The organism is Psychrobacter sp. DAB_AL32B (assembly GCF_002224105.1).
In the GTDB taxonomy this organism is placed as follows: domain Bacteria; phylum Pseudomonadota; class Gammaproteobacteria; order Pseudomonadales; family Moraxellaceae; genus Psychrobacter.
Window position 1 is genome coordinate 88,143 of the sequence record NZ_NEXU01000072.1, and the last position, 15,192, is coordinate 103,334.

General features: G+C 43.0%; 12 protein-coding genes. 7 read left to right on the forward strand and 5 right to left on the reverse strand.

What is annotated here, in order from left to right:
* The first annotated feature begins 234 nt into the window (after positions 1-234).
* The 4 genes from lnt (at position 235) to CAN34_RS08790 (ending at position 6,475) form a co-directional block, all read left to right on the forward strand.
* Positions 235-1,809 (forward strand): apolipoprotein N-acyltransferase, encoded by a 1,575-nt coding sequence (lnt, locus tag CAN34_RS08775; protein ID WP_089555320.1) that lies wholly within the window; start codon positions 235-237, stop codon positions 1,807-1,809.
* Between the two features lie 137 nt (positions 1,810-1,946).
* Entirely contained in the window at positions 1,947-2,369 is a 423-nt protein-coding gene (locus CAN34_RS08780) for a hypothetical protein (RefSeq protein ID WP_089555321.1), read from the forward strand.
* A gap of 298 nt (positions 2,370-2,667) precedes the next feature.
* The gene (locus CAN34_RS08785; protein ID WP_089555322.1) at positions 2,668-4,239 is read left to right on the forward strand and encodes a peptide MFS transporter; all 1,572 of its coding nucleotides are present in this window, start codon (positions 2,668-2,670) and stop codon (positions 4,237-4,239) included.
* Positions 4,240-4,657: 418 nt separating this feature from the next.
* On the forward strand, positions 4,658-6,475 hold the full coding sequence (locus tag CAN34_RS08790; RefSeq protein ID WP_089555323.1) for an aminopeptidase P family protein: 1,818 nt from the start codon (positions 4,658-4,660) through the stop codon (positions 6,473-6,475).
* An 80-nt stretch (positions 6,476-6,555) separates the two neighbouring features.
* Here the strand turns inward: CAN34_RS08790 and CAN34_RS08795 are convergent, their stop codons facing one another.
* From CAN34_RS08795 to CAN34_RS08805, 3 genes are all read right to left on the reverse strand, one after another.
* Complete coding sequence (locus tag CAN34_RS08795) at positions 6,556-7,437, reverse strand: hypothetical protein (RefSeq protein WP_254423139.1); 882 nt, start codon at positions 7,435-7,437, stop codon at positions 6,556-6,558.
* 132 nt (positions 7,438-7,569) lie between these two features.
* Positions 7,570-8,934 carry a beta-ketoacyl-ACP synthase II gene (gene fabF, locus CAN34_RS08800; protein WP_089555325.1) on the reverse strand — a complete coding sequence of 455 codons (1,365 nt, stop codon included), beginning with the start codon at positions 8,932-8,934 and terminating at the stop codon, positions 7,570-7,572.
* 96 nt (positions 8,935-9,030) lie between these two features.
* Positions 9,031-10,455 (reverse strand): anhydro-N-acetylmuramic acid kinase, encoded by a 1,425-nt coding sequence (locus CAN34_RS08805; protein ID WP_089555326.1) that lies wholly within the window; start codon positions 10,453-10,455, stop codon positions 9,031-9,033.
* 119 nt (positions 10,456-10,574) lie between these two features.
* Between CAN34_RS08805 and tyrS the strand changes: the two genes are divergently transcribed.
* A complete protein-coding gene (gene tyrS / locus CAN34_RS08810; RefSeq protein ID WP_089555327.1) occupies positions 10,575-11,786 on the forward strand; it encodes a tyrosine--tRNA ligase in 1,212 nt (403 codons plus the stop codon).
* Positions 11,787-11,909: 123 nt separating this feature from the next.
* Positions 11,910-12,140: a DUF1653 domain-containing protein gene (locus tag CAN34_RS08815; RefSeq protein ID WP_089555328.1), complete on the forward strand. Its 231-nt coding sequence runs from the start codon at positions 11,910-11,912 to the stop codon at positions 12,138-12,140.
* A gap of 130 nt (positions 12,141-12,270) precedes the next feature.
* Here the strand turns inward: CAN34_RS08815 and CAN34_RS08820 are convergent, their stop codons facing one another.
* Both CAN34_RS08820 and upp read right to left on the reverse strand, forming a co-directional pair.
* Positions 12,271-13,023: an SDR family NAD(P)-dependent oxidoreductase gene (locus tag CAN34_RS08820; RefSeq protein ID WP_089555329.1), complete on the reverse strand. Its 753-nt coding sequence runs from the start codon at positions 13,021-13,023 to the stop codon at positions 12,271-12,273.
* 130 nt (positions 13,024-13,153) lie between these two features.
* Positions 13,154-13,795, reverse strand: a complete 642-nt coding sequence (gene upp / locus CAN34_RS08825; protein ID WP_079692758.1) for a uracil phosphoribosyltransferase — start codon at positions 13,793-13,795, stop codon at positions 13,154-13,156.
* A 521-nt stretch (positions 13,796-14,316) separates the two neighbouring features.
* On the opposite strand from upp, the gene CAN34_RS08830 reads away from it, so the two are divergent.
* Positions 14,317-14,889: a DNA glycosylase gene (locus tag CAN34_RS08830; protein WP_368039477.1), complete on the forward strand. Its 573-nt coding sequence runs from the start codon at positions 14,317-14,319 to the stop codon at positions 14,887-14,889.
* The last annotated feature ends 303 nt before the right edge of the window (positions 14,890-15,192 follow it).

Consider the following 15,192-nt stretch of genomic DNA (forward strand, 5'->3'; position numbering starts at 1 on the left):
TATTAAATCTATGAATGATTAATCCCAAAAAACACGATTGCGATCGTGTTTTTTTTGCTTTCAAAACCGGTATTTTGCAACGCAAATTTACCTATTGAGTGGCGCAGGCTGCTATCATAGGCGGGTTTAATTTTTAGGTACTATATTTATCATAATAGGGTCAGCTTTAAATTGAACGTTGACTGCATCATTGAGTTTTAAAATTATTGAATAATAAGGTTTTGGATAACTGCTATGCGTCTGTCTACTGTTGATTTGCAAAAACGTCTGAACCCCGATAAGCCAAAGGGCTTACCTTTGGTGCTGACTCTATTGATTGCGTTGCTGGCAGGGGCAGTGTTTATCTTTGCGCTTGCGCCTTACGATATTTGGCCGTTAGCACTGGTATCGCCGGCTATTTTATACGCGTTATTGATGCCAGAGATGAGTGGTAAGCGTGCGTTTGCTATTGGTCAGGCTTATGGTACGGGGCTTTGGTGTGTTGGTGCGTTTTGGCTGTACACCTCTATTCACGTCTATGGTGATACGCCAGCGTGGCTTGCGCTGATTATGATTGCGTTGATGGGTTTGGGCATGGGATTGTTTCATGGCTTTTTGGCGCTGATTTTTAATCGAGTGGTCGGTAAGCAGCCGTTGTCTTTTGCCGCGCTTTGGATATTACAAGAATGGATGAAAACTTGGCTATTTACCGGCTTTCCGTGGTTGTTTGTCGGTTATGCTTTTACTGAGCAGTATTGGTTATCGTCATTAGCACCAGTTGCTGGCGTATTTGCCGTCTCTTTTGTGGCGGTGTTATTGGCAGCCAGTTTAGTTGAGCTACTGCGTCGCCGTGGCGGCTATATGATTCCATCTTTAGCCTTGTTAATTATTAGCAGCGCATTATGGTTGATGAATCCACAATGGACGAAGCCGAAAGGCACGCCTGATTTATCGGTATCTTTAATTCAAGGCAATATTCCGCAAGATTTAAAATGGCTCACTGAGTATCAAGTAGAAACCCTAAAAATCTATGCAACGTTGACGAGTACAGAGTGGGGGCGTGATATCGTCCTGTGGCCTGAGTCGTCGATTCCGATGTTTCAGACCGATGCGGTTGGCTTTATCAGTGAAATGGTAAAAATGGCCAAAGAAACGAATACCACGTGGGTAACTGGCATTCCTTATAAGGATGAAGCGGCGTTTGATGAAGCCAATGATAAGTATCCGCCATTTTATAATAGTGTCATTGCCTTGGGTGCTGAAGCAGAAGGGCTATATAAAAAGCAACGTTTAGTTCCGTTTGGTGAATATATTCCTTTTGAAGGACTGCTGGATATTTTGCCCAATTTAGCAGGCAGTCAAGAAATCTTGAGCTATAGTCGTGGTAGTGACAACCAATCACCGCTGCGTGTGCGTGGTCATAATTTAGGCGCAGCGGTTTGCTATGAAGTTGCTTATCCTGATACCACTCGCAAAAACGCTATTAACACTGACTTTTTATTGACCATCTCCAATGATGCTTGGTTTGGCACGTCAGCCGGTCCGCTACAGCATCTGCAAATGGTGCAAATGCGCGCGCTTGAAAATGGCCGTTGGTTTATGCGTGCGACCAATACTGGTGTTACGGCCATCATTGACCATAAAGGTCGTATTGTGAAGCGTGCGCCGCAATTTGAGCGGACGGTGTTACGCGGTGATATTCAGGCGCGAGTCGGTAATACACCTTTTATGCGTTTTGGTAATTACCCCATCTTAATCGTGATTGCGCTTCTGCTATTATTAAGCTATCTTGGCAAGCGTGCGACCCCTCGAACGCGTGTGGTCAAGTAGTCGAAAGTGCTGATATAGATTGGATTTAAAATTTTTCGACAATAAAACCTTTAAATAGTTAAGGGTTTTAACAAATAGACATAAATTGCGATATAATAGACCAATATTTTAAATATTTTGTGCAAGGTGGATCAGGTATGTCAGAACATATTGTCGAAAACAACCCTAAGAAAGAGTTCCTGTATGCCTTAGGTGGCGTTGGCTTATTCTTGGCTATCGTCTTACTTATCGGCATCTCAGGATTTCTGCGCCCAGCGGGTGAGCATATTACTGCTGAGACTACAGAAGCGCCAGTAGCAGATACGGCTACAGCAGCGACTACCGATACGCCAGCTGATGCGACTACCGATACGCCAGCTGATGCGACAGTGACACCAGCTCCAGCTCCAGTTACAGATACTGCCGATGCTAATAGTGCAGTCGTTACTGCAGAAGCGGGCACCGCCACTGCATCTGGTACAGTCAGTCAGGCAGCAGTTGCTGATGCTGACTTGACAGCAGAGCAAGCCGATGGTGACTTAGACGCTGGTACTACTGAAAAAGCAGCGCCTGCACAGTAAGCGGGCTATTCCAGTATGATACTGACCATACTCAGACTCTAAAAACCTAAAGGTTTCATTGTTGCTGTAGAGAGGTCAGATGAGCCTGTTATTTCAATAGTGTCATCAGCAATACTTAACGAAAAGCCCGTTCTCAATGATTGAGAGCGGGTTTTTTTGTGGGTATTTCTGTAATTATTAGATAACTTTTTCTTTACTTGATTATAACCAAGTGAAACAATGACCCGCGTTTATGACCGCCTATCAGAATAATTAGCGGCTTGGTCGTTATAATAATAGTACTTAAAGGAATAAAGGTATGAGCACGGAATCACAAACAGAGGTAAGTGCTGCCGAATTGGCCTCACTAGAAGATGGTTTTATGGGACATCCGAAGCCGCTACGCCCATTGTTCTTTACCGAAATGTGGGAGCGGTTTTCTTATTATAGTATCCGTCCATTGCTTGTGCTGTTTATGGTCGCATCCGTTGGTAGTGGTGGCTTTGGTTTTGATGAAGTAACCGCTTCTGCTATCTATGGTATTTTTGCCGGTTCATTATATTTAGCGGCAGTACCAGGCGGCTGGTTGGCTGACAATTGGCTCGGTCAAGAGCGCGCGCTATGGTGGGGCAGTATTATCATTGCACTGGGGCATTTATGCATTGCGCTCTCTGCTATGTTTGGTATGACGTTATTTTTTATGGGTCTGATGTGTATTGTTTTAGGTTCAGGCTTATTTAAAACTTGTATCTCAGTGATGGTTGGTGCCTTGTACCCTAAAAGCGATGCACGCCGTGATGGCGGCTTTACCCTGTTTTACATGGGTATCAATATTGGTGCATTATTGGCGGCGCTGATTGTTGGGGTCTTTAAAGAAAAAGGCATGTGGCACGTAGGTTTTGGTGTTGGCGGACTTGGCATGCTAGCGTCACTGCTGATTTACCGCTTTTCTGCTAAAAAGACTTTAAATCGTTATGCCAATGCCAAAAACATCGCCCCTGAGTGGGAGCAAACGACTGGGCTTTACAAAAACGTTGGTCGTTTGGTTGCAGGGTTTCTTGTACTACTTGCTGCCATTACTGTTTTAGTGGCGACTGGTATCATGCCATTTAACCCTGAAATGGTGGCACAATATATGACATACCTCATTGCGGCAGTGGTGATAGGGTATTTTGCTGTCATGTTTATTTCGCCACGATTGGATAAGACAGATAAGCTGCGTTTGCTGATCTGTTTTATATTGATTATTGGCTCAACGCTATTTTGGTCAAGTTTTGAGCAGCAACCAACCTCATTTAACTTGTTTGCCGATCGCTATACGGATCTTAATGTCTTAGGTTTTGAGATACCCAGTATTTGGTTTCAATCATTGAATCCTTTGTTTATTTTAATATTAGCACCTATTGCTAGTATTGTATGGGTCAAGCTTGCCAATCGAGGACTTGAGCCAAATAGTATGGTGAAGTTTGCGCTTGGGATGTTGCTCACCGCGGCAGGCTTTGCGCTGATGATATTTGCCTCCAAAAGCATCTTGACCAATGCTGGTGGACTGGCGTCACCTTTATGGTTGGTCGGTAGCTTGTTACTATTGACGCTTGGTGAATTGGCACTCAGTCCCGTTGGTTTGTCTGCCATGACTAAACTTGCGCCAAAAGGGATGCAAGGCCAGATGATGGGGCTATTCTTTGCTTCTGTCGCATTAGGTAACTTGGTTGCGGCATTCTTTGGTGGTCACGTCACCGCAGATAAGATTGAAGGGTTACCAGGTTTGTTTACCACGATGACGGTCTTTTTGGTCATCACAGCAGTGATATTATTGTTATTATCAAAACCTATTAATAATATGCTCATAAAAAGTGAACAAGAAGATAAGTTAAACTCAAACGTTTAATTTCAAATATCTAAGTTCAGTAAGTATCTAAGTTCAGTTATTTACATTAAGGGCTATTGGCTAATAGAACCATTATCAATCTAGATAAGCTGAATAATAAGACGTGTTACCATTAGTAGTAGCGCGTTTTATTTTTTTACTTAGTAACTGTTTTGCCACAAGCTATTGAAAGCCTGCTTTCTGCCCAAACATCTAGTGATGTTCCACTTTATTAAGCGTTGCACAAATCGTTTTAGCTACATTCAGTGTTATATGAATCTGGTTTTCAATGTGTTGAACGGTTTGATTTATATGCTGACTACTCAATAATGACTACATACTCAAAGCAATTTTTCTCATCCAAATAAGACGGCTATCGATAGTCGCCTCACGCTATTTTTTAAAAGCTGATTTCTCCAAAGCAATAAGGAAATATTCAATGAACAAACAAGCCATTCATGATCGCATCCATAGCCTACGCCAGAGCTTAGCCGCTCAGGATCTCACTGCGATTATCGTGCCATCAGCAGATCCGCATTTATCTGAATATCTACCAGAATATTGGCAGGCAAGGCTTTGGTTATCAGGGTTTACTGGCTCGGTTGGTACGTTGGTCGTAACTGCTGACTTTGCAGGATTATGGACCGACAGCCGTTATTGGGTGCATGCCGCTGATCAGCTAGCTGATACGGGTATCAGCTTGGAAAAACTTGCACCTGGTCAGCCAAATCATATCGATTGGCTTGCCGCGCATTTGGCGGAAGGAGATAGCGTGGCAGTCGATGGCAATGTGCTGTCTATCGCTGAGCAAGACCGATTGTTAGATGGGTTTGATGCCAATGACATTACCTTAATCACTGAACGTGATTTATTAACGGAAGTATGGATTGATCGACCAGCGCTGCCATCAGCCAGTTTATATGCACACGATAAGCAGTTTATCGCGCAGTCTGCTAGCGAAAAACTTGCCGCCGTCCGTGCTGGTATGGCAGAAGCAGGGGCGACACATCATTTGCTTTCGAGCTTAGATGACATTGCTTGGTTGACCAATCTACGCGGCGCTGATGTCGATTATAACCCTGTGTTTTTGGCGCATATGCTCATCGATGCTGAAAAAGCGATATTGTTTATTGATAATAATAAAGTCAGTGCTGATATTGCGCAAAGCTTGAAAGATAGCGGTATCACGCTTGCTGACTATGAGGCTGTGCAGGATGCGTTGGGTACGCTGACACCAGCAGACTTGTTATTACTAGATCCTAGTAAAGTCGCAGTCGGTACGCTGTCAAACATGGCAGACGGTGTGGGTTTCATTGAGCGAATGGCCCCAAGTACTTTGTTAAAATCGATTAAGTCTGATTCAGATATCGATCATGTTCGTGAAGCGATGCGTCAAGATGGCGCGGCATTATGTGAGTTTTTTGCCGCATTTGAGCAGCGTCTAAAGGCAGGTGAGCGTTTAAGCGAGCTTGATGTTGATAGTATGTTGATTGACGTGCGTAGTCGTCAGCCGCATTATGTCTCACCAAGTTTTCCAACCATCGCAGGCTTTAATGAAAATGGTGCGCTACCGCATTACCGTGCAACGCCAGAGAAATTTAGCTATCTGGATGTTGCTGAGGGTGAAGGTGGTTTATTATTGATCGACTCAGGCGCCCAATATCAAAACGGCACGACTGATATCACTCGCGTGGTTGGTATTGGACAAGTAAACAGCGAGCACAAGCGTGACTTTACGACGGTGCTCAAAGCCCATATTGCGCTAGCGCGTGCTCACTTCCCTGATGGTATTGCTTCACCGTTAATTGATGCGATTTGCCGTGCGCCATTATGGCAAGTACAAATGGATTATGGTCACGGTACTGGTCATGGGGTTGGTTATTTCTTAAATGTGCATGAAGGCCCACAGGTCATTGCTTATAGCGCCAGTACTCCGAAAGAGCGCGCCATGAAAGAAGGTATGATATCCAGTAATGAGCCGGGTCTATACCGCGAAGGTAAGTGGGGCATCCGTATCGAAAACTTGGTGGTCAATACGCCAGTTGGCAATCCTACTGAGACAGAATTTGGTCAGTTTTTAAATTTTGAGACCATCACTTATTGCCCAATTGATACGCGCTTGATTGAACCTTTGTTATTAGACCAAGTAGAAATAGATTGGCTCAATAACTATCACAGCCAAGTTTATGCCGAGCTAAAAGACCGCATTGATGGCCTAGCACTTGAATGGCTGACCGAACGTACACAAGCGATTTAAAGTAAAAAACTCATTTTTAATCGTGAAATAAAAAGCCCCGTGAATCATTCACGGGGCTTTTTGCTGTATAGACGCTATGTTTAATTTTTTTGTAGATTATCATCAGTAACCGGTTTATCTTGCTCGGTTAAATGTTGAGTCACTTCGGCACGCAGCCAAGATTTCAAATTCTCAGACATTTGCATCATCTGCTCACTTAGATAGTCATCTACATGCATCTCAAGCTCACGAATTAACTCTGGATGAGTTGCGCCCAATTTAGTGTTTTTTAAGGATAAGTGTATCGCTGCGTCTGAAACGGCTTTATCGATGACCGTCTTGATATTGCTATCGATGGCGGTAATAGCAGCATTGCTTTGTTTGTGAACCGCTTCATTTTCAGTACTGTTCTCAGTGTTATTATTGCCAGTAACCATTTCTGCAATAGCGTTTTTATCAGTAGCCATGTCTTCAGTAACTATATGTTCGTTACTACTGGCAACGTCGCTATTAGCAATATTATTATCAACACTTACCTTGTCTGTATCGTTGGCATCAATAGCTGTAACGGTTTTATCAAGGTTGTTTTTATCAGCTATTAACTGCGCATTTTTTTCTTGGTCTTTTTGAGCGGCTTCTGATTCTTCACGAATTTTGGCTGCTTCTTTTAATTTAGTCTCTTCTTTCAGCTTAGCGTCTGCTTGTTTTTCTTCTTCTAGACGTTGTTTTTCAGCAACAGTGCGTTCTTCGGCTTGTTTATCGGCAATTGCTTTGGCGATCGCTTGTTCTGCCTCATGGTTTTCATAAAGATCATCAAGATGCGCGTCTAAGTCATGCGTGCTAAATACAAAGGTTTCAAATGGTGTATCGGCTTGTAATAGGGTAGTGATATCCGTCAGCTCTTGGATGATTGACGCGCGTATAGGGTCTGGCGCGCACGTCCAGCGCTGATAAAACTGATGGGAAAATGAGTAGCTTGACATGGTATCGTCCATAAATGTTGCAAAAATTACCCCTTATCATACGCAAGTATGATAAGGGGCTGCAAGTGGACAAACGTAGCAAATCTGACACCAAGGTTACAACGGCAAATATTGTGACCTTTTATAGATGCATTATGGCTTAACAGGCCAGCGTGCAAATATTAGCGAGCCATTAGTACCGCCAAAGCCGAAACTATTGGAAACAGCATACTGTAAATTATCGACTTTACGCGATTGGTTGGCGACATAATCAAGATTACAGTTGTCTTCAACATTATCTAAATTAATCGTTGGCGGTACATGCTGATGCTGCAAGGCAAGGACGGTAAATATTGCTTCGATACCACCAGCGGCACCAAGCAAGTGACCGGTCATCGATTTGGTTGAGCTGACTAAGATGCTGTCTTTTACCGGCGCAAAGACGGTTTCAATAGCAATAGATTCAGCGACATCACCGGCAGGCGTGCTTGTGCCATGCGCATTGACATACCCAATAGCGGAAGGCTCAATACCGGCATCGTTTAAAGCGTTGCGCATCGCTCGTGCCGCACCGCTACCATCTTCTGGAGGGGCAGTAATATGGCTAGCGTCATCGCTCATACCAAAACCGACTAGCTCAGCTAATATTGTCGCACCACGTGCTTTAGCATGACTTAAGCTTTCCAGTACGACCACACCAGCGCCATCACCGAGCACAAAACCATCACGATCTTTGTCAAAAGGACGCGAGGCTTTAGTCGGCTCATTATTACGAGTTGACAAGGCATGCATCGCTGAAAAGCCGGACATGCCAAGAGGGCTTGAGCCTTTTTCGCTACCACCGGCAATCATGACATCGGCATCGCCATAAGCAATTAAGCGTGCTGCTAGACCGATAGCATGGGTGGCAGTCGTACAAGCAGTTGACGTAGCAAGGTTTGGTCCTTTTAACGTGTATTTAATCGCCACGAGTCCAGCTGCCATATTAACGATAGAGCCTGGAATGATAAATGGTGAAACTTTTTTAGGGCCTTTATCATTTAACGTAGCACAGCTGTCTTCAATGGTTTGAATACCGCCAATACCTGATCCTAAGATGACCCCAAAACGCTCTTGGTCAACGTTTTGTACAGGACTATCATTGGCGCTAACTTCATCAATAAAGCCAGCATTTTCTAACGCCATTGAGGTTGCCGCTACCGCATATTGCATAAAATCATCATAGCGACGTGCGTCTTTAGCATTCATGTATTGCTTGGCATCGAAGTCTTTGACCACACCTGCAATCTGCGCGCGATAGTCAGTTGCATCGAAATGAGTAATCGTGGCAATACCGCTCTCACCATTGAGCAGTCTTTTCCAAGTACTCTCGACATCTAGTCCTAATGGTGTCACAGCACCCATACCGGTGACTACTACACGTGCGTCGTCAGAGCGTTCATAATGTGGCGGTTTTTGACGCCGTTTTGCATCAGTAGTAGCGATTTGCGATTTTGATGGGCTGCTGTGCTGGCTCATATTATATATCCTGTCCTTACGGGTCTGAAGAGGAGGGTATTTCGTAAGCCATTATAAAACACATAAGTGCACGTGTGTAAACTAAAATTTAATCAATCAGGCAAAACATACTTGACCCAATACCACGCCTTTATTTGCGCCCGTAACAGCTGGCAAGTTACCGGTTTCGCCCATTAGGGTTTGTCTTGCTAGCCATGCAAAGGCGACTGCTTCTACCCACGTTGGATCGAGTCCTAAACTGGCAGTGGTCTCTACTTTGCAACGAGGTAGATGCGCTTGTAATCGCGTAATCAAATAATCGTTAAGGGCACCGCCACCGCATACGTATACCGTGCTATTTTCATCAGCGTTGATAAACATATTGATTTGGGCACTGGCACTGATGGCTGTTAGCTCGGTTAAGGTTGCTTGCACATCCGCAGATGAGTAACGAATATGAGCAGATACTTGATCGAATTTTTGTAGCTCACGCTGTAACCAAACCAAGTTAAAATCTTCACGCCCAGTAGTCTTTGGATAATCTCTAGCAAAAAACGAATGCTCTAAGAGTTGATTGAGTAATGGCTCTACGACTTGCCCAGATTGTGCCCACGCACCGCCAGCATCATAACCCTTGTCAGTATGTAGTGCCGTCCACGCATCTAATAATAAATTCGCGGGACCTGTATCATAGCCAACGACTTGTTTTTTTTCATTATGGCTTTCTTCATTACTATTTTCTTTACTAGCAGTGATTGCTGGCAAGACTGTTATATTAGCGATACCGCCCAAGTTTAATAACACGCGAGTGCTATCAGGCGCGGCAAATAATGCTTGATGGAACGCAGGAACTAATGGCGCTCCTTGACCACCGACCGCCATATCGCGGCGACGAAAATCACTGACGACGCTAATACCAGTACGCTCAGCGATGATGTTAGCATCGACTAATTGCAAGCTAAAGCCCATCTGCGGGCGATGACGCACCGTTTGCCCATGACAGCCAATCGCCAGTACAGATTCACTATCAGTATTTGATTGCTGCAATAACGTATTAACCACGTCGCTGGCAAACTCAGCATATTCTTTACTTGCCCAACCGAACCAGTCTAATTCGCTATTTGGTTCACCCGCCGTTGGTATTAATTGATTGACGCCATTAGGCTGACATAATGCCAATAACACCTCACGTAAGCGTGGTGGAAAATCTTGGCTAACAGTCGCTAACAAGTGCATTGGCTGCTGTGTATCGCCTTCATTACTGATATTCGAACTATTAGTATTCGCACTACTAGTATTACTGCCAAATTGACAAAGAACAGCGTCCATTCCATCTAAGCTGGTGCCTGACATCATGCCAATATATAAACCATCGTCGAAGTTTTCAAACACGGTTTGCTCGAGTGCTTCGGTCAGAGTCGCATAGTTTAAATCGTCCATATTATCTAGACGCTTATCTAAACGGCTATCGAAGTCATCATTTAAACTCATATCTTGAACATTATTATGCTGACTATCAGCAATTGATGCGGGGTTGGTCATGGCAATTTACCTTAAAAAACGCTAGTATATCTGCCAAATTCTAACATTTTTTGATGGCTACGAAATTCTAAATAGCCCAAACGCTTCAACCCTTTGATAAAGACAATAAAGAGATCATCATGACCAATCAAACCTACACTCTAGAAGAACAGCTTGCCCTTATCCAGCGCGGCACCCAAGAAATCCTATCAGAAGAGGATTTAGTTAAAAAGCTTAAACTAAATCGTCCGCTACGTATCAAAGCGGGTTTTGATCCTACCGCCCCTGATCTACATTTAGGTCATACGGTTCTGATTAATAAACTTAAGCATTTTCAGGATTTGGGTCATGAGATCTATTTTTTAATTGGCGATTATACCGCCAAGATTGGTGATCCTTCTGGTAAAAACAGCACGCGTCCGCCATTAACAGATGAGCAAATCAAAGCCAACGCAAAGACTTATGCTGAGCAAGTATTTAAAATCTTGGATAAAGAAAAAACTCGCGTCGTTTTTAATTCCGAGTGGTTTAATGACATGACAGCGGCGGATATGATTCAGCTTGCCAGCCAGCAAACCGTCTCGCGTATGCTTGAGCGTGACGATTTTTCCAAACGCTATGCGGCGCAAACGCCTATCTCTATTCACGAGTTCCTCTACCCATTGGTACAAGGTTATGATTCTATCGCCCTCAAAGCCGATGTTGAGCTTGGTGGTACCGATCAAACCTTTAACTTATTGATGGGGCGCACCTTGCAAGGTCGCTACGGTCAAGAGCCACAAGTCTGTATCACGGTGCCGATTCTGGAAGGGCTTGATGGCGTCAATAAAATGTCCAAATCACTGGGCAACTATGTCGCCATTTATGATGCACCGGGTACCATGTATCAAAAAATCCTCTCGATGCCAGATACTTTAATCCGTCGTTATTTTGAATTTTTAAGCTTTAAGCCGATGGAAGAAGTGGAAACTTTAATGACAGAGATGGAAAACGGTCGCAATCCACAAGAGATTAAACGTATCCTTGCCGAAGAATTGATTGAACGTTTCCATGATGCCGATGCTGCTGCCAATGCGCATAAATCAGCCGGTAACGTTTTAGCCGATGGTGAATTACCCGTTGATTTGCCAGAAGTAACACTAGACTTGGAAGGTCAAGACGCACTATTTATTGCCCAAATACTTAACCAAGCGGGACTGGCCAAAAATAGCTCATCTGCCAAAGATATGATTAAACGTGGCGCGGTAAAAGTAGATGGCAAAGTGGTTGATGGTGGCTTTAGCTTAACGGCTGGGCAAACGGTCGTTATTCAAGCCGGTAAAAAAGCATATGCGAAAGTGACGGTTGCTTAACATACTATTCGATATAAAGAATACAGATAGGGTCGGCTTTGATAGTCGACCTTATTTATTTCTACCATTTGAAAAAATAAGACAATATCTCATTATATTTAATATAAAAATTAGGATTTAACAATGACAAAAAATATCGTACCCCAAGGCATTTACCGCCATTATAAAGGCAGTCTTTATCAGGTTTTACATACGGCAAAGCATTCTGAAACCGAAGAAACGCTAGTCGTCTATCGCTGTTTATACGGCGAATATGACGTTTGGGTTCGACCAATAGCCATGTTTAATGAAACAGTCACGATAGATGGTAAAGAATTGCCAAGGTTTGAGTTGATTAAAGCACTAGCTGATTAAACTGTAAGTTTTTCATAGGCGATTTTTCGCTCAATAAAAAAAGCGACCTATAAAGGTCGCTTTCTTATACATTTTAAATATTAAGCTTATAAGGTTTTTTTAGCAGCTTATAAAACTATGATATACATCTCTACGAATCTTGCTTAGCAATCGTCAGACCATTATAAGTTTGCGCAACAGGCATGACCTCTAAACGATTGACGTTAATATGAGCAGGCGACTCAATTAACCATAACAAGATATCGCCGATATCATCACCAGTCATGGTTTTGAAGCCATCATAAACTTTAGCGGCTTTATCATCATCACCATGATAACGCACGTTTGAAAACTCAGTACCGGCAACATTGCCCGGTTCAAGATTGGTCACCCGAACTTGTGTACCGATTAAATCGGCGCGCAAGTTTAGGCTAAACTGCTTCACAAACGCTTTCGTTGCGCCATAAACGTTGCCACCATAGTATGGCCAGCTGCCAGCGATAGAGCCAACATTGATAATATAACCACTATCGCGCGCGACCATGGCTGGCAAGACAGCATGTGTTAATGACATTAGGCCTTTGATATTGGTATCGACCATACGCATCCAGTCATCAAGATTGGCATTTTGCGCAGATTCAGTACCCAGTGCCAGCCCAGCATTATTAACCAAGACATCGATTTGCTTAAAGCTATCAGGAAGATCGGCAATGATTTGCGGAATAGAAGCAGTGTCACTAACGTCCATTACTACTGGTAAGAACAAATCACCAAGCTCTTGCGCCATTGCATTAAGCTTATCGAGTCGTCTCGCACAACCAATCACCCGATGACCTTTTGCAATTAAACGCCTCGTAAGCGCTTCACCAAAACCTGCACTTGCACCCGTAATCAATACGTTCATCATTCATCCTTGTTATTAATAATCTATTATTAACGACTGCTATTAATAATAGATTGTTAATGGCAGTCGTAATGGTAGCCATCAATGCTTAATCATACTTTACAGCCGCTATTTATAGCCATCAGTTATATTAAATTTGCTTAGTACCGAAAATCTTATCACCAGCATCACCGAGACCAGGAATGATATAGCCGTGTTCATCCAAATGGCTGTCTAATGCCGCTGTATAAAGGGTCACGTCAGGATGCGCTTCATTGACTAAGCGCACACCTTCAGGCGCTGCGACCAATACCAATGCTTTAATGTTTTTACAGCCGTGTTTCTTTAGCATCTCAATAGTAGCAATCATTGAGCCACCAGTTGCAAGCATCGGATCAATGATAATCGCAGGACGCTTGTCCATATGACTAACGAATTTTTCAAAGAAAGGTACTGGCTCCAAGGTCTCTTCATCACGCTGTAAGCCCACAACAGATATTTTAGCCGTTGGGATTAAGTCGAGAACGCCATCCAACATGCCAATACCGGCGCGCAGAATCGGTACAATCGTCGCCGTCTTCCCAGTGATTTGCTCACCAGTAATATCACCACACCAGCCTTCCATTGGAAAAGTTTCAATCTCAAAGTCGCGGCTTGCTTCATAGGCCATCAAGCGTGCAAGCTCTTTGGTGAGCGTACGAAATTTATAAGTACTACAGTCTTTTTCACGCATGAGGCTGAGTTTATGGCGTACTAACGGATGATCAATTACGGTAATTTTTAAGTCACTCATGAGTAGTCTCTTAGTTTTGGTCTGATTCTTGGGCGTTATTTAATCTAATAAAATAAAAAATATAGGCATTTAGATAGACAATGGGCAAATAAATACATTGCGGCGCAGGGCTTTTAAATAAATTGTTTCATAATTATGTTCAACTTTATAACTATATAGCTATCTATAAAACCATCCATATCACTAACAAATCGTGCCTTGACTCTATCGGCTGAGCTTTTATAGTAATAAGAGACAAATTAACCAATCAATAATTATAAGTAGTGGTTCATAGCAAGCCTTATAACCATAAAATATAGCTATATTAAAGCCATTGTACTTTAAGCAATGTTTACGCTTGCTATGATACCAAAAAAACCACTTTTCTGATGAAGAATATCATGACCAAATCCCCATCGAATACTCACACAACGCTATCAAAACCTGCTAACGACTTTGTATGGCCACAAAATTTAGATACAGAAACAGCAAATATCGAAACGCATCCTTTCGGTCCCGTCCTACCACCTGATGCGACGGTCATGATGATGGGTAGTTTTCCACCCACTGCTGATAAATGGGCGATGAGATTCCACTATCCCAATTTTCAGAATGATATGTGGCGCATTTATGGCCGCGTGTTTTTCAATGATGCTGATTATTTTAGAGTAGGGGACGAGAAACGTTTTGATCCTGAGCGTATCCGCGCCTTTATGTTTGAGCGCGGTATTGCTTCTTGTCCCACAGTAGTACAAGCAATCCGCGAGACTGGCAATGCGTCTGATAAAAACCTAACGGTTGTGACGACTGTTGATTTAGATAGCATTTTGCCGCAAGTACCAAAGGTAAAATCATTATTCACCACAGGAGGCAAGGCAACAGAGGTGCTGCTCAACTTGCTTAATACCCCACCAGCTAAGTCCAAGTATCCTAAGACCAATCAAAGTATCGACTATCCTTACCAGTGGCATGACACTGAACAAAGTCATATTGCAGAGCAAGTTAACGACTTAACACTATATCGTCTACCCTCAACCTCGCGAGCGTACCCATTAGCCTTAGATAAAAAAGTCGAAGCCTACAAAGAGTTCTTTAAAAAGATGGGTAAGTTTTAAGTAGAGTATGAAATGTCGAGTAACGACCGATTAACTCTATTGAGTAACCATATAAAAGAAGAAGACAATTGATTAATAGGCTAAATTTAGTTAATCATAAGTAGGTGGTAATTCCAAGCTATTGATAACTATAACAGTATTAAAATAGTGATTAACATTGATTGAAAAACTTCCGAAACCCCTTGACCCTCTCCTCAAACTGCGTATAATACGCCCCTATCGGAACGAAGCTAAACTTATTAGGGCAAGTGATTGATCACTTAGTACTGAAGTTTAGCGAGATTGGCATTAGAGTTTACATTT